Source organism: Streptomyces sp. NBRC 110035 (genome assembly GCF_000829695.1).
Taxonomy (GTDB): Bacteria; Actinomycetota; Actinomycetes; order Streptomycetales; family Streptomycetaceae; genus Streptomyces.
Genome location: NZ_BBNN01000025.1, coordinates 79,748 through 99,896, shown reverse-complemented (window position 1 = coordinate 99,896; position 20,149 = coordinate 79,748). Strand labels below are relative to the sequence as shown.

Here is a 20,149-nt window from a genome sequence, read left to right as displayed (position 1 = left end):
GTCGTGACCAGGACGGAGAGGGCAGGATGACCGCATGACGCACGCCATGCTGAAGGGATCGAACGTCCCGCTCCGAGCCACCACGGTACGCGCCGTCCTGCGGTGGTCGCCCGGCCAGGGTGTTCCCGACGTGGACGCGTCCGCTCTGCTCCTTGGGCTCGACGGCCGGGTGCGCTCGGACGAGGACTTCGTCTTCTACAACCAGCCCCGGCACCCGTCCGGCACGGTGTGGCGGCTCGGCAAGAAGCGCGTCGCCGAGACCCTGACCGACACGATCCAGACGGAACTCGGCGGGGTCGAGGAGGGCGTCGGACGGATCCTGCTGGTGGCGTCGGCGGACGGTGTCACCTTCGACACCGTGGACACGCTGCGCATCCTGCTGTACGACGCGCAGGCCCCGGACGCGGAGGCGCTGGCGCACTTCGACGTCACACCGGAGACGGGCCAGGAGACCGCGCTGATCTGCGGTGAGCTGTACCGGCGCGGGGACGGCTGGAAGTTCCGGGCGCTCGGCGAGGGCTATTCGAACGGGCTGGAGGGCCTGGCGACGGACTTCGGGATCTCGGTGGACGAGTCGGAGGCCGCGCAGGAGCCGCCGGCCGCCGGACCCGCCACGCCCGCGCCCGCGCCCGCGGTTGCCCCCGAGGCCCCGACCCAGCAGGTGCACGCCCCCGCCGCGGCCGACCGGTCCGGCCCGCTGCCGCCCGAGCAGCCGCCCGGCGTTCCGGCACAGCCCGCGTACGGCTACCCGCCGCAGCAGCCGCCGGCCACCCAGCCGGCCTACGGCTACCCCCAGCCGGCCGGCCGGCCCGCCTACGGCTACCCCCAGACCTCCCCCGCGCCCGCCACCGCGGCGGCCCCGTCCGGCTACGGCTACCCGCCCCCGGCTCCTCACACCCCCGACCCCGACTTCCGCCTGCCCCCGCAGGGGCCGCAGTTCATCGGACGGTAGGCCCGTCCGGACCCGTCCGCCGGCCGGCTACCGGCCCGTCTTCGACTTGAAGCCGCGCCCCCACTGCAGGCCCCAGCCGTAGAGACGGTCCAGTTCTCCCTGGAAGCCGTAGACGAACTTCACCTCGCGGCGGACGATGAGCTCGTCCTTGACGTTCTCGATCATCACCACCGCGCAGGAGCGGGCCTGCGGATGACGTTCGTCCAGGCTTATCTCGATCCGCGGGCCGTTGCCGGGGTAGAGCGTGACCATGGCCTGGGTCCGGTCGAAGGCGGGCGTCTGGTCGTAGATGTACACGAAGACCAGCAGGCGTCTGATCTTCTCGCGGTGGTCCAGGTTGACGTAGATCGTCTCCCCGGAACCCGAGCCGAACCGGTCGTCGCCGCTGAGCTTGACGTACGGCGGCCCGTTGACGTCTCCGAGGAGGCCGCCGAGCGGCTGGACCACGCCCTTGGTGCCGTCCTGGAGCTCGTACAGGCAGCCGAGGTCCAGGTCGACGTTGACCATGCTCTGGCTGTGGGCGATGACCTCCGGGGGCTTGAGTGCCTTGAAGGGGTGGCGCAGCAGGCTCTCCCGCCGGGAGCCGCCCAGGTCGGAGGTGCGCATCCGCCAGCTCAGGTTGATCCGGAGATTGCCGGTGGCCGCGCCCTGTTTGGTCAGGGACACCTGCGCATACCGCTTTGTCAGCTCGATGGCGTTGGTGGCCGCGCTGCCCGAGTCGAAGGCACTGTCGTTTCCGCGCCGCAGTCCGTCCAGGAAGCCCATTCCCGCCCCAAGTCCACTCGTCGAACCCCGCTGGTCCTGCTGTCCCGCCGGTCCTGCTGTCCCGCCCACGCGTCGGCCGTCGGCGCCCGGGCGGGCTTTGGACGGCCGTCGGGGCGGCCGTCGAGGACTGGTCCTCGACGGCCGCCCCGAACAGAGCGTTCCTCACCCGGGGGGCTGTCACACCCCGGAGGAGACCTCGGTCTTCTCGCCGGCGCCGCCCTCGGCCGCCGCGTGGGCCCTGTTGCGGCGCACGGAGGACCAGAAGGACAGGCCGATCAGGACGACACCGATGAGACCGGTGATGATCTCGTTGATCTCGTACTGGATCGTGATGAGCAGGAGCGCGGCGAGGGCGCCGATCGCGTAGTGCGCGCCGTGCTCCAGGTAGACGTACTCGTCGAGGGTGCCCTGGCGCACCAGGTAGACCGTCAGCGAACGGACGTACATCGCTCCGATACCGAGGCCCAGGGCCATCAGCACGATGTCGTTGGTGATGGCGAAGGCGCCGATCACACCGTCGAAGGAGAAGGAGGCGTCCAGGACCTCGAGGTAGAGGAACATGAAGAACGCGGCCTGGCCGCCGATGGCGAGGGCCGTCTTGGGCCTGCCGGCCCGCTCGGCCTTCTCCTCGGCCTCGTGCTCGCGTTCCTCCTGCTCCTCGAGCCGGTTCTCGAAGAAGCCGGAGAGACCGCCCACGATCATGTAGGTGATCAGACCGCCGATACCGGCGAGGAGGACCGTTTCCGCCTTGTCGACATGGGTGCCGCCGTGCTGGTGGGCGTTGGCCCCGACCGTCAGGGAGGCGGTCAGCAGGACGATCAGCGCGATGCAGACCGACAGCATGTCGACCTTGCCGAGCTTGGCCAGCGGACGCTCGATCCAGGTCAGCCACTTGATGTCCCGGTCCTCGAAGACGAAGTCCAGGAAGATCATCAGCAGGAACATGCCACCGAAGGCCGCGATCGACGGGTGCGCGTCGGTGACCAGTTCCTGGTAGCGGTCCTTGTCACTGAGGGCGAGATCGACCGCCTCGATCGGACCGAGCGAGGCACTCACGGCGACGATCACGACGGGGAAGACCAGCCGCATGCCGAAGACGGCGATCAGAATGCCGATGGTGAGGAAGATCTTCTGCCAGAAGGCATTCATCTTCTTCAGGATTCCGGCGTTGACCACCGCGTTGTCGAAGGACAGCGAGATCTCGAGGATCGAGAGGATCGCCACGATGCCGAAGGCGGTCCACCCCCCGAAGAGGATCGCTGCGACCAGGCCGAGCGCGGTGACCGCGAACGACCAGCCGAAGGTTTTCAGAACCACTGGCTACCCCATCATGTGTGGGGGGCTCCCCGGTGGATTTCCGGAGGAGACTCTCCCCGTCGCCGTAGTCGGCTTTACGAAACATTGACTCCGAAGTCTAGGGCGATGCCCCGGAGCCCCGACGCATACCCCTGCCCCACCGCTCTGAACTTCCACTCGCCCTGATAGCGGTAGAGCTCACCGAAGATCATCGCGGTTTCCGTGGAGGCGTCCTCCGACAGGTCGTAGCGGGCGAGTTCCTGACCGTCCGCCTGATTCACCACTCGGATGAAGGCATTGCTGACCTGGCCGAAAGCCTGGCCGCGGTCGTCGGCCAGGTGGATGGAGACCGGAAAAACGATCTTGTCGCAGCGGACCGGCACCTTGGAGAGGTCGACCAGCAGGGACTCGTCGTCGCCCTCGCCCTCGCCGGTGAGGTTGTCACCGGTGTGCTCCACCGAGCCGTCCGGGCTCGTGAGCTGGTTGTAGAAGATGAACCACTCGTCCCCCATGACCCGGCCGTCGCTGCACACCAGTGCGCTGGCGTCGAGGTCGAAGGGGGCTCCCGTGGTGGAGCGTGCGTCCCAGCCGAGCCCGATCATCACCTGCGTGAGGTTCGGTACGGCCTTGGACAGGGAGACATTGCCTCCCTTGGCGAGCGTGACGCCCATGTTGCTGGTCCCTCCCCGGGTGATGTTTCTCAGGTGGTCTCCTGCGCGTCCGGCGCCGCACGTAAACCGTGCGGCGCCGGACGGAACAGCCGTGCGGGACGGCCGGACCCGGGCTGCGGCGCCCGGGACGCGGGCGGCTCAGACGTTCACGCCGAAGTCCTGCGCGATGCCGCGCAGACCGGAGGCGTAGCCCTGGCCGATGGCGCGGAACTTCCACTCGGCGCCGTGCCGGTACAGCTCGCCGAAGACCATGGCGGTCTCGGTGGAGGCGTCCTCCGACAGGTCGTAGCGGGCGATCTCGGCACCTCCGGCCTGGTTGACGACGCGGATGAACGCGTTGCGCACCTGGCCGAAGGACTGCTGGCGGTTCTCGGCGTCGTAGATGGACACCGGGAAGACGATCTTCTCGATCTCCGCGGGGACGCCCGCGAGGTTGACCTTGATCTGCTCGTCGTCGCCCTCGCCCTCACCGGTGAGGTTGTCGCCGGTGTGCTCCACCGAGCCGTCGGGGCTCTTGAGGTTGTTGAAGAAGACGAAGTTGGCGTCGTTGGTGACCTTGCCCGTGTTGTTCACCAGCAGCGCGCTGGCGTCCAGGTCGAAGTCGGTGCCGGTCGTGGTGCGTACGTCCCACCCCAGTCCGACGATGACCGCGGTCAGGCCCGGCGCCTCCTTGGTCAGCGATACGTTGCCGCCCTTGCTGAGGCTGACTCCCACGGGTCCTCCATTGATGTCCGGGGGCGGGAAGCCCCGTCGTGCGTTGGATGTCGGATCAACGAGTCGATCCTAGTAACGGGTTCCCGGCCGGCGCAGACCCAGGCGCCGGGGAATCGCCGCCGCCGGGTGTGCTCACAGCGCGGCGACCGCCTCGACGTAGTCGTTCAGGTCCCGTGCGTCGGGCAGCGCGTTGACCACCGTCCACCGCACGAGACCCTCGCGGTCGATGACGAAGGTCCCCCGAACGGCGCAGCCCTTGCCCTCGTCGAAGACGCCGTAGGCGCGCGAGACGTTCCCGTGCGGCCAGAAGTCCGACAGCAGGGGGTACTCCAGGCCCTCCTGCTCGGCGAAGACGCGCAGGGTGTGGACGGAGTCGGTGGAGACGGCGAGCAACTGGGTGCCGCGGCCGGCGAGGAGGTCCGGGCCGTCGCGCAGGGCACGCAGCTCGTCGGTGCACACGCTGGTGAAGGCGAAGGGGTAGAAGACGAGCACCACGTTGCGACGGCCCCGGTGGTCGGACAGCCGCACGGGCGCGCCGTGGTTGTCCCTGAGCTCGAAGTCGGGGGCGTGAGCGCCGACCTGGAGCGCCGTCGTCTGGATCGCCATCGCCTGGTTCGTCCCTTCGGGGGGTGCTGTGCCCGGCCTGTTCCCTGGGAACACCCTACGCAGGGGATACGACAAGGGTCCGGACGGGCTGAACCGGTCAGCCCGTCCGGTGGGAAAACGGGATACGGCCACCCGCTGAGGCGGGGCCGTCGTGGCTACCTCCGGGACGCGGCTACCTCCGCGACTTGGCCGCCTTCGGCGTCGCCAGCCGGCTGCCGCTCCAGTCCTTGCCGACGCTGACGCTCTTGGCGGCGGTCAGGCCGGCCGTGGTGGCGGCTTCCGAGATGTCGCTCGGCTCCACGTACCCCGAGCGGCCGGTCTTCGGCGTGAGGAGCAGGATCGCCCCGCCCTCCTCGATGTACGTGCCGGCGTCCACCAGCGCATCCGTCAGGTCGCCGTCGTCGTCGCGGAACCACAGCACAACGGCGTCAGCCACGTCGTCGTAGTCCTCGTCGACAAGGTCGCTCTCGATGACGCCCTCGATGGCCTCGCGGAGCTCCTGGTCGACGTCGTCGTCGTAGCCGATCTCCTGGACCACCTGCCCGGGCTGGAACCCCAGCCTGGCGGCAGGGTTCGTCCGCTCCTCCGCGTGGTCCGCGGTCGCGCTCACGGGGTGCCTCCTGATCATGGTTTGGGAATATCTCAGCCACGCGCGGGCGCGCGGCATTGGCCGTAGTCCACACGGGCAGGGCGGATCGCGCAAGTACCCGGCCGCCCGGACCGCCTAAACGGTGACGATCCTGACCGGGCCACCGCAACTCCAGGCACATCATCCCGGCCCACAGTGACTCACACCACACCCTTGTGCCCCGAATGGGCGTTTGGGAACTGCATACGGGTACGAGACTCGCATGAACGCGAGATTCGCTCCGTACGCCACCGTACCGGTGTCGCGTGCCGGTTACCTATCGGTAGAGATGACGCGCGCGGCCCCGGGGTGGACCATGGGGAGCGCGCAGACCCGGCTACGTCAGTGAAGCAGCGGCCTCCTCACGGCCCTTCGACAGGTAAGGAACAGCGTGGCTTCCGCATCCGATCGCAACCCGATCATCATTGGTGGCCTTCCGAGTCAGGTGCCTGACTTCGACCCCGAGGAAACCCAGGAGTGGCTCGACTCCCTCGACGCCGCCGTCGACGAGCGCGGCCGGGAACGGGCCCGCTACCTGATGCTGCGCCTGATCGAGCGGGCCCGCGAGCGGCGCGTGGCCGTGCCCGAGATGCGCAGCACGGACTACGTGAACACGATCCCCACCCGTGCGGAGCCGTTCTTCCCGGGCAACGAGGAGATCGAACGCAAGGTCCTCAACGCGACCCGCTGGAACGCGGCAGTGATGGTCTCGCGTGCCCAGCGGCCCGGGATCGGCGTGGGCGGCCACATCGCCACCTTCGCGTCCTCGGCGTCGCTGTACGACGTGGGCTTCAACCACTTCTTCCGCGGCAAGGACGAGGGGGACGGCGGCGACCAGGTCTTCTTCCAGGGCCACGCCTCGCCGGGCATCTACGCCCGCGCGTTCCTGCTGGACCGGCTGAGCGAACGGCAGCTGGACGGGTTCCGGCAGGAGAAGTCGAAGGCCCCCGAGGGCCTGGCGTCGTATCCGCACCCGCGTTCGATGCCGGACTTCTGGGAGTTCCCGACCGTGTCGATGGGCCTCGGCCCGATCAGCGCGATCTACCAGGCCCGGATGAACCGCTACATGCAGGCGCGCGGCATCGCCGACACCTCGAAGTCGCACGTGTGGGCGTTCCTCGGCGACGGCGAGATGGACGAACCGGAGTCGCTGGGCCAGCTGACGCTCGCGGCCCGCGAGAACCTCGACAACCTGACCTTCGTCGTCAACTGCAACCTGCAGCGCCTCGACGGGCCGGTGCGCGGCAACGGCAAGATCATCCAGGAGCTGGAATCGGTCTTCCGGGGCGCCGGCTGGAACGTGATCAAGCTGGTCTGGGACCGCTCCTGGGACCCGCTGCTCGCCCAGGACCGGGACGGCGTGCTGGTCAACCGGATGAACACCACGCCGGACGGCCAGTTCCAGACGTACGCCACCGAGTCCGGGGCGTACATCCGCGGCCACTTCTTCGGTGACGACCACCGGCTGCGCGCCATGGTCGAGGGCATGACCGACGACCAGGTGCTGCACCTGGGGCGCGGCGGCCACGACCACAAGAAGATCTTCGCGGCGTACCAGGCGGCCATGGACCACAAGGGCCAGCCGACGGTGATCCTCGCCAAGACGGTCAAGGGCTGGACGCTCGGCCCGAACTTCGAGGGCCGCAACGCCACGCACCAGATGAAGAAGCTGACGGTCGACGACCTCAAGGGCTTCCGCGACCGGCTGCACCTGCCGATCCCCGACAAGGACCTGGAGTCCGGCCTGCCGCCGTACTACCACCCGGGCCGGGACTCGGAGGAGATCCAGTACATGCACGACCGCCGCACGTCGCTCGGCGGGTACGTGCCGACACGTGTGGTGCGTTCGAAGCCGCTCGCGCTACCCGAGGACAAGACGTACGCGAACGTGAAGAAGGGCTCGGGCCAGCAGTCCATCGCGACGACCATGGCGTTCGTCCGGCTCCTGAAGGACCTCATACGGGACAAGGAGATCGGCAAGCGGTTCGTGCTGATCGCGCCGGACGAGTACCGCACGTTCGGCATGGACTCCTTCTTCCCGAGCGCGAAGATCTACAACCCGCTCGGGCAGCAGTACGAGTCCGTGGACCGCGAGCTGCTGCTCGCGTACAAGGAGTCGCCGAACGGGCAGATGCTGCACGACGGCATCTCCGAGGCGGGCTGCACGGCCTCGCTGATCGCGGCCGGCTCGGCGTACGCCACGCACGGCGAGCCGCTGATCCCGGTCTACGTCTTCTACTCCATGTTCGGTTTCCAGCGCACCGGCGACCAGTTCTGGCAGATGGGGGACCAGCTGGCGCGCGGCTTCGTCCTGGGCGCGACCGCGGGGCGTACGACCCTGACCGGTGAGGGGCTGCAGCACGCGGACGGCCAGTCGCAGCTGCTGGCGTCCACGAACCCGGCGTGCGTCGCCTACGACCCGGCCTTCGGGTTCGAGATCGCGCACATCGTGCAGGACGGCCTGCGCCGGATGTACGGCGGCGACGAGCGGCACCCGCACGGCGAGGACGTCTTCTACTACCTGACCGTCTACAACGAGCCCGTCCAGCACCCGGCCGAGCCCGAGGACGTGGACGTGGACGGCATCCTCAAGGGCCTGTACCGCTTCCGTGAGGGCACGGCGGGCTCGAAGCCGGCGCAGATCCTCGCCTCCGGCGTCGCGGTGCCCTGGGCTCTGGAGGCACAGCGGATGCTCGCCGAGGAGTGGGACGTACGGGCCGACGTCTGGTCGGCGACCTCCTGGAACGAGCTGCGGCGCGAGGCCGTGGAGTGCGAGCGGCACAACCTGCTGGGCCCGGAGGAGGAGCAGCGGGTGCCGTACGTGACGCGGAAGCTGGCCTCGGCGCAGGGGCCGGTCCTGGCGGTGTCGGACTGGATGCGGTCGGTGCCGGACCAGATCGCGCGCTGGGTGCCGGGGACGTACCAGTCGCTGGGCGCGGACGGCTTCGGCTTCGCGGACACGCGCGGGGCGGCCCGCCGGTTCTTCCACATCGACGCGCAGTCGATCGTCGTGGGGGTGCTGACGGAGCTGGCCCGGGAGGGACACGTCGACCGGTCCGTGCTGAAGCAGGCCATCGACCGCTACCGGCTGCTCGACGTGGCCGCGGCCGACCCGGGTGCGGCGGGCGGCGACGCCTGACACACCCGCGGCCGGCGCATGCGGAAGGGCCTCCGGCGTTTCGCCGGAGGCCCTTCCGCCGTTCCGCCGCGGAGACTTCCGTCCGGATCCGGGTCAAAACCCGGGTTGTCAGAACATTCCGTAGCCCGATCCGGTGGCCGAGGCCAGCCAGATGATCGCCAGCAGCGTGTCGATGGCGCCCAGAACCAGCGCGACCACCGCCTGGACCGGGCGGGCCCCGGACCAGCTGCGGCCCATGGCGAGCCAGCCGCAGACCATCGCCACCGGGCCGAGGACGATCCCCAGCACGAAGAATCCGGCGACCGCGCAGATGACTCCGATGATTCCGAGCGTCGCGCGATCCGGCCACGTCCGGCCACGTGAGCGGGGGTGCCTGCGCGTGCTGCCTCCGAAGCTCGCCATCATCAACTCCCTGAACCCGGTAGTCGGTTGGGGTGTAGTGGGGTTCGACACGCGAGTACCCCCACTCGGGGCGTGAATGCCCCCGGAGCGAGAACGGGCGAGCCGCTGCCGGCGCGCTGCCCCCCTCCAGCAGCGCGCCGCACCCGGCATCCTCCAGGCCCTGCGGAGGACTTGACCCACTGTGACCTGCGGCACCCTCCGAACGGGAGGGATCACCGCGGCGGTTCACCCTGACGGGCGAACCCGGTCACCGGAGCCGTCAGATGTGGCCGACGCCCGCGCCGGCCTCCGCGTTCTCACCGCGCTTGGTGAGGAGGGCGACGCCCACCGCCACGACGGCGACCGCGGTGGCGACCAGGGAAGCCGCGCTCATGCCGGAGAGGAAGGTGTCGTGCGCCACCTCGGTGACCGTCGCGGCCACCTCCGGGGGCATCTGCTCGCTCACCGGGGGCACGCCGACCTGGACGGCCTCGGCGGCCTGCGCGGCCTGCTCCGGGGTGAGCGGCGGGAGCCCCGCGTCCGCCCAGTTGCCGGCGAGGTCGCTGTCGACCTTGGAGGCCATCACCGCGCCCAGCACGGCCGTACCGAGGCTGCCGCCGACCTGCATGGCGGCCTGCTGGAGACCGCCGGCGACACCGGAGAGCTCCAGCGGCGCGTTGCCCACGATGACCTCGGTGGCGCCGACCATGACGGGCGCCAGGCCGAGGCCCAGCAGGGCGAACCAGAGGGACATCACGGCGCTGCCGGTGTCCTTCTCGAGGGTGGAGATGCCGAACATGGCGAGCGCGGTGAAGGCCATGCCGCCGGCCAGCGGGATGCGCGGGCCGGCCTTGGTGATGACCACGCCGGCCAGCGGGGAGCCGACGATCATCATGCCGGTGAGCGGCAGCAGGTGCAGGCCGGCGTCGACCGGGCTCTGGCCGTGCACGTTCTGCAGGTAGAAGGTGACGAAGAACAGGCCGCCCATGAAGGCGATGGCCATGAGGACCATCAGCACGACACCCGCGGACAGCGGGACGGAGCGGAACATCGCCAGCGGGATCAGCGGCTCCTTCACCCGCTTCTCCCAGAGGGCGAAGACGGCGAAGAGCACCACGGAGACGGCGATGAACCCCCAGGTCTTGAGGTCGCCCCAGCCCCACTCGGGGGCCTTGATCAGCGCCCAGACGAGGCAGAACATCGCGCCGGACAGCAGGCCGATGCCGGGGATGTCGAAGGAGTGCGGGCGGTTCTCCGCGCGGTGGTCGAGCAGGATCCGCACGCCGAGGACGAGCGCGACGACGCCGACCGGGACGTTGATCCAGAAGACGGACTGCCAGCTGACGTGCTCGACGAGGACGCCGCCGAGGATCGGGCCGCCGGCGGTGGAGGCACCGATGACCATGCCCCAGATGCCGATGGCCATGTTGAGCTTCTCGGCCGGGAAGGTCGCCCGCAGCAGGCCCAGCGCGGCCGGCATCAGCAGCGCGCCGAAGAGGCCCTGCAGGACGCGGAAGACGATGACCGACGTGATGCCGTCGGACAGGCCGATCGCGCCCGAGGCGGCGGCGAAGCCGACGACGCCGATGAGGAAGGTCTGCCGGTGGCCGAACCGGTCACCGAGCTTGCCGGCGGTGATCAGGGAGACCGCGAGGGCGAGGAAGTACGCGTTGGTGATCCACTGGACCTGGGCGAAACTGGCTCCCAGGTCCCTGGCGATCACGGGGTTGGCGATGGCGACGATGGTGCCGTCGAGGGCCACCATCATGACGCCGACAGCGACGGTGAAGAGGGTGAGCCAGGGGTGGCCGCGCAGCCCTCTGCCGGGTGCCGCGTCCGGCGGGGTGCCCACGGGTGTCTCGTCCCCGGGTCCCGTCGCGTCGATGGTGGTCTGACTAGTCATATCTTCGAGGCTAATGACAGCCACTGACAGTTGACAAACCAATTCACCGACCGGCAACCGAGCCGACATGTCCGTATAGCGTGAACTGTGCGAACAGTTCCGGAAGGGGCGCGAGGAGCCCACCGGGAACCGGTTCGGCAGCCGGTCCGGGCGACGGATCGGAGGGAAGCACGGAGGAACGATGGAGACGATCGGTGCCGTCGCCGGCGCGGTGCCGTCGCCGGTGCCGGCGACGGGGCTGCGGGAACGCAAGAAGCGGCTCACCCGCGACGCGCTGGTCCGTGCCTCCCTGGAGCTGTTCGCGGCCCGCGGCTACGAGGGGACGACGGTCGACGACATCACGGCGGCCGTCCACGTCTCGCAGCGCACCTTCTTCCGCTACTTCGCCAGCAAGGAGGAGGTCGCGTTCCACGTCCCGCACCTCGCGGAGTCCCTCCTCGTCGACGCCGTGCAGGGGCGCCCGCCCGGCGAGCCGCCGCTGGACGCGCTGCGCGGCGCCCTGCGGGAGAGCTGGGACGGCGTCAACCAGGCCGTCGAGCAGGTCGTGCCCCTGGAACTGCATCTGCGGGTGTACCGGGTGATCGAGTCGACGCCCGCGCTGCTCGCCGCCCATCTGCGGCGTTCGAGCGAACTGGAGGAGCAGCTGGCCCGCGTGATCGCCGACCGCGAGGGCGTCGACCTGGACACCGACCCCCGGCCGCGCGTGCTGGTGGCCGCCGTCTGCAGCGTGATCCGGGTGGCGGAGCGGTCCTGGTCCGCCGGGGACGACACCGGCCTCACCGCCCTGCGCGAGCTGACGACGACCCACCTGGACCAGCTGGGGCCCGCCCTGGCGGGATCCTGGGGCGGCACCTGAACCGTCTCCCGAGGGGCACCTGATCCGTTGCCGGTTGAGCAATGCCCCCCGGCGACGCATCGAAACGTGACACCCGTCACTCGATTGACGCGAGACCCTCTCGTTCTCCTAGTGTGTCCTTTCAGTGACTTCCTTCGACGCCTCCCCGCAACCGAACGTGTGGCGCGCGCTCCTCGCGCTCGCCGTCGTCTTCGTGATGCTGGCGACCACCGGCTGGACGGCGCTGCGCCGGCAGCAGGACACGGCCCCGCTCCCGGCCTCGCTCAGCGCCTGGGAGCACGGCCGCATCGGAGGCCACCGGCTGCCGGACCCCGAGTCCGCGCCCGCCGCGCTGGCCCGCTTCTTCGCCTCCCTCACCGAGGTGCAGCGGGTGAACCTCGCCCACCGCTTCCCGCTCGCGGTCGGCAACATGAACGGCGCCCCGGTCGAGTTGCGCTACCGCGCCAACCGCCTCGCGCTGGGGGAGGCCCGCGAGGTCGAGCGGCAACGGATGCGCGACGAGCGGCTCACTCCCGCCGGACAGCATCAGGCGGGCCGCCGGATGAACCGCTTCGGGGCGCTGCTGAGCCCCGGCCGCCAGATCCTCGCCTTCGACCCCTCGGGGTCCGGCCGGGTCGCCGAGGTCCTCGGCGACCTGCGCGAGGCGGAGCGGGTCTCGGTCGTCGTCCCCGGCGTCGACACCGATCTGCTGACCTTCCAGCGCACCTACCGCCGCTGGTCGGCGCCCGTCGGTATGGCCGAGTCGCTGTACGCGGCCGAGCACGCGGCGGCCCCCTCGACCCGTACCGCCGTGATCGCCTGGGCCGACTACACCGCGCCCAGCGGGATGGGCATGGAGGCGGCGACGGCGATGCGCGCCGAGGACGGCGCGGTACGCCTCGACTCGCTGCTGCGCGCCCTGCCCGGCGAGTCCCGCGTCTCCCTGTTCTGCCACAGCTACGGCTCCGTGCTGTGCGGGCTCGCCGCGCCCACGCTGCCCGGCCGGGTGACCGACATAGCGGTGGCCGGCAGTCCCGGCATGCGGGCCGGGACCGTCTCCGAACTGCGCACCCGCGCACGGGTGTGGGCGATGCGGGACGCCGACGACTGGATCCAGGACGTGCCCTACCTGGAGGTCGGCGGGCTGGGGCACGGCGCCGACCCCGTCTCCCCCGGCTTCGGGGCGCGCGTGCTGTCGGCGCGTGAGGCCCGGGGACACGGCGGGTACTTCGTGCCGGGCACCGACAGCCTGCGCAACTTCGCCGAGATCGGAGTTGGCGCATACCGCGCGGTGGACTGCGCACACGGGAGCGGCGTGTGCCGGGCGGGTTTGTCCGACGCCGCCGTCTCGGGACGCGCGTAGAGAACGGAGGAACTGCGGTATGCACGGGGAGGGGACGAAAAAGCTCGTGCCGCATACGATGAACCGCATGGGTGACGTACTGGCCGGATTTCACGCTGCCTGGGAGTTCGAGTCCGACTCCGTGCTCATCCGGTACGAAAGGGGGATTCGGACACCCAAGCTGTTTCAGGCCCTCGGGGAACGCCGCATCCCCCTGGAGGCCGTCGCCGGAGTGACGCTGACCCCCGGCAGGCGCGACACCGTCGTGCTGCGCATCGAGCCGCGGCCCGGCGCCGATCCGTTGATGGAGGCAGCGGCCGGGCAGCTGAAGGACGGCTGCGACCCCTACCGGCTCGTGCTGCCCGCCGAACGCGAGACGCTCGCCGAGTACTACGCCGACGAACTCCTCGCCCTGATCACCGAGTCGGGCCCCGCCGAGCGCCATCTGGTGCCCGCCCCCGAGGGGCCGCTGCGCTTCAAGGCGTACGACGGACGGGCCTCCTTCGACGGGAAGGCGGTCTCCTTCCGCTGGTCCTGGACGGGCGCCTCGTCGGCGAAGTGGAAGGCGGGCGACCAGCGCTTCCCCGTGGGCGAGTTGAGCGGCGTGGAGTGGCGGTCGCCGGAGGTCTTCGAGGGACATCTGCGCCTGCTGCGCCGCGACGAGCCGGACCGGCCGCCGCACGCCGACCAGGACCCGGCGGCCGTGGTGTTCGGGCTGGGCTACGGCCCGGTGCACGAGTCGTTGCCGTTCGCGGCGGCCGTCCTGGCGGCGGCGCGGACGGCCGCGCCGGTGCCCGCGGTCGCCGCGGCCGCCGTGCGCCGCGACCCCGCGGACATCGCCGACCGCATACGCCACCTCGGGGACCTGCACCAGGCGGGACTGGTGACGGACGAGGAGTTCTCTTCCAAGAAGGCGGAGTTGCTGGCGGAGCTGTAGGCGCCCTGACCGGGGCGGCCCACCGGGTCCACGGCGGGCACGTCGTCGGCGGGACCGTGAGCACGGTGCGGCGCGGTGCTCAGGGCCTTCACGGATGAGCGCCGGCCGAGCAGAGGGGCCGACCGTGCTCACCGGCCTGCCCCTCGGGACCGCCGTCGCTCAGCGGGACCTCTCCGAGGCCAGGGCGCGCCCGGCGTCCGCGTAGAAGCTGATCTTCCGGTCGAGCACGGCGAGGGTGCCCTGCAGCTCCGCGATCCGGGCCACCACGTCCTCGCGGGTCGCCTTGAGGAGGTCGAGGCGGTCGGCGTAGGTGTGGTCGCCCTCCCGCACCATCTCCGCGTACCGGACCATGTCCGCGACCGGCATCCCGGTGAGCCGGAGCTTGCCGACGAGGGCGAGCCAGTCGAGGTCGCGGTTGCTGTAGCGGCGCTGCCCGGTGTGCGAGCGGTCGATGTGCGGCATCAGCCCGATGCGCTCGTACCAGCGCAGGGTGTGGGCGCTGAGCCCGGTGAGGGCGGCCACCTCGCTGATCGTGTACCTGTCCGCGCCGTCCGGCCGCCGGTCGCCCTGCGGCGGACCTGCACAGGTGTCGGTCGTGGCACCCGTGCTCTCACCCGTGGTCTCCGTCACCGTCATGCACCCACGCTAAATCCCTGGAGTGCACTCCAGGCAAGCACGACCGGCGGGAAAACGGAGCGGGTGCGGACGTCCTGGCCGATTACCGTGCCGGCCAGGACACTCGTACGCCGTGCGGTGCCCGGGGACGCGGAGGAAGTACTGCGCCTGCGCCAGGTGATGACCGGCTCGATGGCCCGCTCCGCCCCCGCCACGGACCGGCACGCCGACGCGCTGCCGGTACTGCGCGCGAAGCCGGCGGAGCCGGACGGCCCGTTCGCGGCGTTCGTGGTGGACCGGCCGGGCCTGCCGGCGAGGGGCGGAGTCACGGAGCGGGGCGGGCCGGCGGCGCTGGTGGCCGGCACGATCGAGTACCGCATCGGCGGCGCGCCCAGCCCGCACGGCACCGACGGCTACGCCTTCAGCGTCGCCACCGACCCGGACGCCCGCCGCCGGGGCCACGCGCGCCTGCGTGGAGGAACTGCTGGACCGGTTCCGTGAGCGGGGCGCCCGCCGCGTCCGCCTCACGGCGTCCGCGCAGGCCGAGCCGCTGTACGCCTCGATGGGCTTCACGCGGAAGCCGGACCCCTTGCCGGAGCCGACCCTGTGAGCGCTTAGGCTCGACGGCATGTCGTTCAAGAGCCTCGCGCTGATCGAGAACTGGCCGGTTCCCACCGCGGCGGCGGGCGTCGTCCGGGCGGACGGCACCGTCCTGGGCACCCACGGCCCCACCGGCCACCGCTTCCCGCTGGCCTCGGTCACCAAGCCGCTCGCGGCGTACGCGGCGCTCGTGGCGTACGAGGAGGGCGCGATCGAGCTGGACGAACCGGCGGGCCCCGAGGGCTCCACGGTCCGCCACCTCCTCGCCCACACCTCCGGCCTCGCCTTCGACGAGCACCGGGTGACGTCCGCCCCCGGTGAGCGCCGCCTGTACTCCAACGCCGGGTTCGAGCAGCTCGGGGACCACATCGCGAAGGCGACGGAGATCCCGTTCGCCGAGTACCTGCGGCAGGCGGTGCTGGAGCCGCTGGGGATGACGTCGACCTCCCTGGAGGGCGCCGGCTCCCCCGCGAAGGACGCCACGTCCACGCTCGACGACCTGCTGCGCTTCGCCGCCGAGGTGCAGGCCCCGCGCCTGCTGGACGTCCGTACCGTCGCCGAGGCGATGACGGTCCAGTACCCGGGCACGAAGGGCGTCCTGCCGGGCTACGGCCACCAGAACCCCAACGACTGGGGCCTGGGCTTCGAGATCCGCGACGCCAAGTCCCCGCACTGGACGGGCGGTTCCTCCTCGCCCCGCACGTTCGGCCACTTCGGCCAGTCGGGCACGTTCCTGTGGATCGACCCGGCGGCGGACGTCGCCTGCGTGGCCCTGGCCGACCGCGCCTTCGGCCCCTGGGCGGTCGAGGCCTGGCCGCCCTTCACGGACGCGGTGCTGGCGGAACTCCGCGGAAGCACCGGCGCGGCCACCTGACCGCCGGCAGCGGCGGCGCCCGCCGGTGTGCCCGTGTGGTCCGCCAGAGGGCAGAGCGGCCGACGACACGGTCTCCGGCCATGGCGTCGCCCTCTGGCCGGCCGTACGACCCAGGGTTTGTTTGAGTTTCGCGCAGCACCCCGTGCGAAACCAGAACCTTCGCCGTACTGCACGCCCCTCGGCGGCCCGGCCGTTCACCGGGGTGGTGCCGACCGAGGCACGGAGCCGGACGACCCCGACCTGTCCCGAAGAGGCCGTTCACCCGCCCCGGGAACTCTTCGTGGGCTTCACGCCGGTGACGCGGTGGCGGTCAGGAACCCGCGCATGTACCCGGCCACGGTGTCCAGGTGGCTTTCGAGCAGGAAGTGTCCACCCCCGGGAACCAGGTGGATCTCCGCGTCCGGCAGGTCCCTGGTGAAGGCGCGTGCTCCGTCCGGGCCGAAGATCTCGTCGTTCGCGCCCCAGACCGCGAGGAGAGGAACCCGGCGTTCCCGGAAGTAGGCGTGCACCTGGGGGTAGAGGGGCGGGTTGCCGGCGTAGTCGCGGAACAGGGCGAGCTGCACGAGGTCGTTGCCCGGCCGGTTGACCTCGCGGTGGTCGGCGACCCAGGCGTCCGGGTCGACCAGCTCGGGTCGGTCCACTCCGTGCAGGTACTGCCAGCGGATGGCGTCGAGCGAGAGGGCGGCGCGGACGGCGGGTTCGGTCCGGGGGCCCGGATCCTCCGCGTAGGCCCATACGGGCTTCCAGAAATCCGGTACGAAGCCGTCCTCGTAGGCGTTGCCGCTCTGCGTGATCACCGCGGTGATCGCGTCCGGGGCGCGCAGGGCCAGCCGCCAGCCGACGGGGGCGCCGTAGTCCTGGACGTACACGGCGTAGCGGGTCACGCCGAGCTGGGCCAGAAGGGCTTCGGTGATGTCGGTCAGGGAGTCGAAGGTGTAGGTGAACTCGTCCACGGCCGGGGCGTCGGAGGTGCCGAAGCCGAGGTGGTCGGGGGCGACGACGTGGAACCGGTCGGCCAGCGCCGGAATGAGATGGCGGAACATGCGTGAACTGGAGGGGAATCCGTGCAGGAGTACCAGCGTGGGTGCCTCGCGGGGGCCTGCCTCGCGGTAGAAGACGCGATGCCCCCGCACTGTCGCGTACTGGTGGCGGACCTCAACCATGACTAACCCCTTTGACTCATCTTGACGGTTACTCTTCGGCGCCCAGTAGACCGCCCCTGGAGTAACCTGTCAAACGACTTGACGGAGTTAGCTGGGAAGGTGAGGTCCGTGCTGGACGACCAAGCCCTGATGCAGGCGCTGAACAGCACCCCGGTCACGGACGGCCGACGCCAGGACCTGTGGCGCGACGACCACGAGGTGGACAGGTGGGCGCGGGAGCACGGGGGCCTCGGCGGCGACGAGGAGCGCCGGTGGCTGCGCACCGCCCGGGACGCGCTCCAGGCGGTGGAGTCGGACACTCCGGCGGAGCCCCGGCTGCGCCGGGTCCTCGCAGGCGTTCACAAAGTCCCGCAGCCCGGCACGTCGGGCATCGAGTGGCACCTGGAGGTACCGCCGGAACGCAGGCTCGCCGTGGAACTCGTACTCGCCTGGGCGGACGTCAAGGAGCGCATGCCCGGCCGCCTGCGGCCGTGCGGGAACCCCGAATGCCGCCTCTTCCTCCTGGACCGCAGCCGCGCCAACACCGCACGGTGGTGCTCGATGAAGACCTGCGGGAACCGGCTCAAAGCCCGTCGGCACCAGGCCCGGACGCGCGAGACCCCACACCCCGGATAGGGCACCGGCGAGTCGACGGGGCCCCACCGCGCCCCGGCCCGACCGGTGCCGGGGCGCGGTGGGGCCCCGGCACGAGACGCCCAGGAGATGCGTCGGGTCGACGCGGCAGAACCGATCACACGCCTCACGGAGGAACGCCGTGGAGACCGACTCCGGCCTGCGGAACACCCAAGGCTTCGGCGTAGTCGGCCGATGTCCGGTTGCTGACGTCTCGTCATGTCGGGCAGGGTCCGACGCAGAGCAGGCACGTACGTCCGTGATCATGGAGTCCTACCTTTCAGGCGTGGGTTTCCGCTGGTCATTCGCAAGATTGGTGGGCCCGGGGGCTCCGGGTATGGCTCTCTACGCTCTGTGCCCTCGGGCTGCCCGCGCCTGCCGACGCATCGTCTCTGATCTCCCCTGCCTTCGACCGGCTCGGACCGCATCCGGCAGTGTCCGGGAGCGAGCTCTTGGATCTGCTGGAACGTCTCGCGCAGGTCCCGGACCCGCGTGATCCACGGGGGGCATCCACTCGTGACGCTCCTGGCACTGACGGCCTGCGCGGTCCTCGCCGGAGCGCGATACCTGCTCGCGGTGGGTGGATGGGTGGCCGGCGCACCGCCGGCCCTGCTGAGGCGGCTCGGCACGGTCATCGACCCGCTGTGGCCGAAACGGTCCCGGCCCGCGGGATCCACGATCCGGCGACTGCCGGCCGGAATCGACGCGGACGCCCCGGACCGCGCGGTCGGAGCCCGGCTCGCAGACCGGCGGACCGGAAACGAAGGACTACGCGGACCGGCGGTCGACGGGAAGCCGCTGCGGGGTGCTGCCCGTGCGAAGGGGACGAAAGATCCACCTCCTGACCGCCTGCGACCACGCGAGCGCACTGGTCCCCGCTCAGATGGACGCCGGTGAGAAGGCCAACGGGACCACCCGCTTCCAGCCGTTGCCCGACACCCTCGAGGACCTGGCCGGCACGGGCGTCACCGGCGACGCGATGCACACCCGGCACGACCACGCCGTCCACCTGCTCGACCGCCAGGCCCACTCCGTCGTGCTCGCCAAGCGCAACACGAAGAAGCTCCGCAAGCAGCTCAAGTCCCTTCCCTGGAAGCAGATTCCACTGCAGGACAGGACCCGTGCGACCGGTCACGGCCGCCAGGAGATCCGCCGGCTGAAGGTCTGCACGGTGAGCAACCTGCTCTTCCCCGGAGCCCGCCGGGCCGTCCAGACCGTCCGCCGCCGCGTGGACCGCAAGACCGGAAAAAGCAGTCTCAAGACCGTCCCCGCGGTCACCGGCCTCACCACCGAGCAGACCTGCATGGGCACCCGGTACCGCCGCTTCCCCGACCGCCAGGACCTCGTGGACGCCCTGTTCGCCGAACACGTCGACGCCGTGGTCGCCCTCGCCCAGCAGGCATGCCGGAACGACGACCCCCGGAGCGGCCTCACCTGGTTCATGGAGCGGCAGTTCGAACTCGAAGCCGACAACCGCGCCCTGGGTGAACTGCTGCGCGGCGGACAGCAGGGGACCGCCCACCTGGCGCAGGGCTGCGCCCGCATCGCGGAACTGGTCGCACAGCTCGTCGAACGCGCGGTCCGCGCCGGCCGGTTGCCGCCCGGAGCGACCCCCGACGACCTCGAGACCGTCCACCTCATGGTGGGCGCCGTGATGGACGCCTCACGGCAACACGACCCCCACCGGTGGCGGCGCGCCCTGGCCGTGGCACTCGCCGGACTCCGCCACGCCGACCTGCGGCCGGACGGAGAAGCCATGCGCCCTGCCCGGCCGGCCCCGCGGTGCGGCCCGTAGCACCGCCCAGCATGCGGACCGGTCCCCGCCGACGAGGGTGGCCCCGCGTTCGGCCGGATCGGGGTGGATGCCGAGCAGGCCGGCGACGACCATGGGCGGCAGGCCCACCAGGGCGTCCGTCATGACGGTGTCCCGTGCCGCGGGGGCGGGCGGACCGTGGCGTCTCAGAGTGCCCGCGCGGCCGAGGGGGTTGCGCGGGCGTCCAGGGCCGTGACCGGGCAAGAGGCATCTGCGCCCGGCCGTGCTGCCGCGCCGGGCGGGGGCCGTGCTGGAGCTGACCGTCCATGAGGCGGGCGAGCTCCGGAGGGAGCACGGAGGGGC

18 protein-coding genes and 1 pseudogene are annotated in these 20,149 nt (G+C 71.0%); 9 read left to right on the top strand and 10 right to left on the bottom strand.

The window, feature by feature from the left end; genetic code table 11:
* Positions 1-34: 34 nt before the first annotated feature.
* Entirely contained in the window at positions 35-952 is a 918-nt protein-coding gene (locus tag TU30_RS15465; protein ID WP_042170061.1) for a TerD family protein, read from the top strand.
* 27 nt (positions 953-979) lie between these two features.
* Here the strand turns inward: TU30_RS15465 and TU30_RS15460 are convergent, their stop codons facing one another.
* The 6 genes from TU30_RS15460 to TU30_RS15435 all read right to left on the bottom strand — a co-directional run bounded on the left by TU30_RS15460 (position 980) and on the right by TU30_RS15435 (position 5,614).
* On the bottom strand, positions 980-1,717 hold the full coding sequence (locus tag TU30_RS15460) for a Tellurium resistance (protein WP_042170058.1): 738 nt from the start codon (positions 1,715-1,717) through the stop codon (positions 980-982).
* Positions 1,718-1,894: 177 nt separating this feature from the next.
* Positions 1,895-3,034: a DUF475 domain-containing protein gene (locus tag TU30_RS15455; RefSeq protein ID WP_042170054.1), complete on the bottom strand. Its 1,140-nt coding sequence runs from the start codon at positions 3,032-3,034 to the stop codon at positions 1,895-1,897.
* 74 nt (positions 3,035-3,108) lie between these two features.
* On the bottom strand, positions 3,109-3,684 hold the full coding sequence (locus TU30_RS15450) for a TerD family protein (RefSeq protein ID WP_042170051.1): 576 nt from the start codon (positions 3,682-3,684) through the stop codon (positions 3,109-3,111).
* Positions 3,685-3,822: 138 nt separating this feature from the next.
* Complete coding sequence (locus TU30_RS15445) at positions 3,823-4,398, bottom strand: TerD family protein (RefSeq protein ID WP_042170048.1); 576 nt, start codon at positions 4,396-4,398, stop codon at positions 3,823-3,825.
* A 132-nt stretch (positions 4,399-4,530) separates the two neighbouring features.
* The gene (locus TU30_RS15440) at positions 4,531-5,004 is read right to left on the bottom strand and encodes a peroxiredoxin (protein ID WP_042170044.1); all 474 of its coding nucleotides are present in this window, start codon (positions 5,002-5,004) and stop codon (positions 4,531-4,533) included.
* 172 nt (positions 5,005-5,176) lie between these two features.
* Positions 5,177-5,614: a DUF3052 domain-containing protein gene (locus TU30_RS15435; RefSeq protein ID WP_042170042.1), complete on the bottom strand. Its 438-nt coding sequence runs from the start codon at positions 5,612-5,614 to the stop codon at positions 5,177-5,179.
* A gap of 409 nt (positions 5,615-6,023) precedes the next feature.
* On the opposite strand from TU30_RS15435, the gene aceE reads away from it, so the two are divergent.
* Positions 6,024-8,771, top strand: a complete 2,748-nt coding sequence (aceE, locus tag TU30_RS15430; RefSeq protein ID WP_042170039.1) for a pyruvate dehydrogenase (acetyl-transferring), homodimeric type — start codon at positions 6,024-6,026, stop codon at positions 8,769-8,771.
* A 108-nt stretch (positions 8,772-8,879) separates the two neighbouring features.
* Here aceE and TU30_RS15425 read toward each other — a convergent pair whose 3' ends face one another.
* Both TU30_RS15425 and TU30_RS15420 read right to left on the bottom strand, forming a co-directional pair.
* The gene (locus tag TU30_RS15425; protein ID WP_042170036.1) at positions 8,880-9,176 is read right to left on the bottom strand and encodes a small hydrophobic protein; all 297 of its coding nucleotides are present in this window, start codon (positions 9,174-9,176) and stop codon (positions 8,880-8,882) included.
* Between the two features lie 256 nt (positions 9,177-9,432).
* A complete protein-coding gene (locus TU30_RS15420) occupies positions 9,433-11,055 on the bottom strand; it encodes an MFS transporter (protein WP_042170032.1) in 1,623 nt (540 codons plus the stop codon).
* A 181-nt stretch (positions 11,056-11,236) separates the two neighbouring features.
* Between TU30_RS15420 and TU30_RS15415 the strand changes: the two genes are divergently transcribed.
* The 3 genes from TU30_RS15415 to TU30_RS15405 all read left to right on the top strand — a co-directional run bounded on the left by TU30_RS15415 (position 11,237) and on the right by TU30_RS15405 (position 14,169).
* Positions 11,237-11,911 (top strand): TetR family transcriptional regulator, encoded by a 675-nt coding sequence (locus TU30_RS15415; RefSeq protein ID WP_042170029.1) that lies wholly within the window; start codon positions 11,237-11,239, stop codon positions 11,909-11,911.
* A gap of 124 nt (positions 11,912-12,035) precedes the next feature.
* Positions 12,036-13,253: an alpha/beta hydrolase gene (locus TU30_RS15410; protein WP_042170028.1), complete on the top strand. Its 1,218-nt coding sequence runs from the start codon at positions 12,036-12,038 to the stop codon at positions 13,251-13,253.
* Between the two features lie 67 nt (positions 13,254-13,320).
* Complete coding sequence (locus TU30_RS15405; protein ID WP_042170317.1) at positions 13,321-14,169, top strand: DUF4429 domain-containing protein; 849 nt, start codon at positions 13,321-13,323, stop codon at positions 14,167-14,169.
* Positions 14,170-14,328: 159 nt separating this feature from the next.
* Here TU30_RS15405 and TU30_RS15400 read toward each other — a convergent pair whose 3' ends face one another.
* Positions 14,329-14,805 carry a MerR family transcriptional regulator gene (locus tag TU30_RS15400; protein ID WP_042170026.1) on the bottom strand — a complete coding sequence of 159 codons (477 nt, stop codon included), beginning with the start codon at positions 14,803-14,805 and terminating at the stop codon, positions 14,329-14,331.
* Positions 14,806-14,964: 159 nt separating this feature from the next.
* Between TU30_RS15400 and TU30_RS15395 the strand changes: the two are divergent.
* Positions 14,965-15,394, top strand: a pseudogene (locus tag TU30_RS15395) (GNAT family N-acetyltransferase).
* Positions 15,395-15,412: 18 nt separating this feature from the next.
* Positions 15,413-16,258, top strand: a complete 846-nt coding sequence (locus TU30_RS15390; protein WP_042170025.1) for a serine hydrolase — start codon at positions 15,413-15,415, stop codon at positions 16,256-16,258.
* Between the two features lie 287 nt (positions 16,259-16,545).
* On the opposite strand, the gene TU30_RS15385 is transcribed toward TU30_RS15390, so the two are convergent.
* Positions 16,546-17,421, bottom strand: a complete 876-nt coding sequence (locus TU30_RS15385; RefSeq protein ID WP_042170021.1) for an alpha/beta fold hydrolase — start codon at positions 17,419-17,421, stop codon at positions 16,546-16,548.
* A 108-nt stretch (positions 17,422-17,529) separates the two neighbouring features.
* Here TU30_RS15385 and TU30_RS15380 point away from each other — a divergent pair, with 108 nt between their 5' ends.
* Both TU30_RS15380 and TU30_RS37245 read left to right on the top strand, forming a co-directional pair.
* On the top strand, positions 17,530-18,036 hold the full coding sequence (locus TU30_RS15380; RefSeq protein WP_042170018.1) for a CGNR zinc finger domain-containing protein: 507 nt from the start codon (positions 17,530-17,532) through the stop codon (positions 18,034-18,036).
* An 811-nt stretch (positions 18,037-18,847) separates the two neighbouring features.
* Positions 18,848-19,828 carry a hypothetical protein gene (locus TU30_RS37245; protein WP_234307872.1) on the top strand — a complete coding sequence of 327 codons (981 nt, stop codon included), beginning with the start codon at positions 18,848-18,850 and terminating at the stop codon, positions 19,826-19,828.
* The last annotated feature ends 321 nt before the right edge of the window (positions 19,829-20,149 follow it).

What these genes read in the sequence shown, in the direction of transcription:
- TU30_RS15465 (WP_042170061.1), top strand. Translation starts at nt 35, where the DNA reads ATGACGCACGCCATGCTGAAGGGATCGAACGTCCCGCTCCGAGCCACC.
- TU30_RS15460 (WP_042170058.1), bottom strand. Translation starts at nt 1,717, where the DNA reads ATGGGCTTCCTGGACGGACTGCGGCGCGGAAACGACAGTGCCTTCGAC.
- TU30_RS15450 (WP_042170051.1), bottom strand. Translation starts at nt 3,684, where the DNA reads ATGGGCGTCACGCTCGCCAAGGGAGGCAATGTCTCCCTGTCCAAGGCC.
- TU30_RS15440 (WP_042170044.1), bottom strand. Translation starts at nt 5,004, where the DNA reads ATGGCGATCCAGACGACGGCGCTCCAGGTCGGCGCTCACGCCCCCGAC.
- TU30_RS15425 (WP_042170036.1), bottom strand. Translation starts at nt 9,176, where the DNA reads ATGATGGCGAGCTTCGGAGGCAGCACGCGCAGGCACCCCCGCTCACGT.
- TU30_RS15420 (WP_042170032.1), bottom strand. Translation starts at nt 11,055, where the DNA reads ATGACTAGTCAGACCACCATCGACGCGACGGGACCCGGGGACGAGACA.
- TU30_RS15415 (WP_042170029.1), top strand. Translation starts at nt 11,237, where the DNA reads ATGGAGACGATCGGTGCCGTCGCCGGCGCGGTGCCGTCGCCGGTGCCG.
- TU30_RS15405 (WP_042170317.1), top strand. Translation starts at nt 13,321, where the DNA reads ATGGGTGACGTACTGGCCGGATTTCACGCTGCCTGGGAGTTCGAGTCC.
- TU30_RS15400 (WP_042170026.1), bottom strand. Translation starts at nt 14,805, where the DNA reads ATGACGGTGACGGAGACCACGGGTGAGAGCACGGGTGCCACGACCGAC.
- TU30_RS15390 (WP_042170025.1), top strand. Translation starts at nt 15,413, where the DNA reads ATGTCGTTCAAGAGCCTCGCGCTGATCGAGAACTGGCCGGTTCCCACC.
- TU30_RS15385 (WP_042170021.1), bottom strand. Translation starts at nt 17,421, where the DNA reads ATGGTTGAGGTCCGCCACCAGTACGCGACAGTGCGGGGGCATCGCGTC.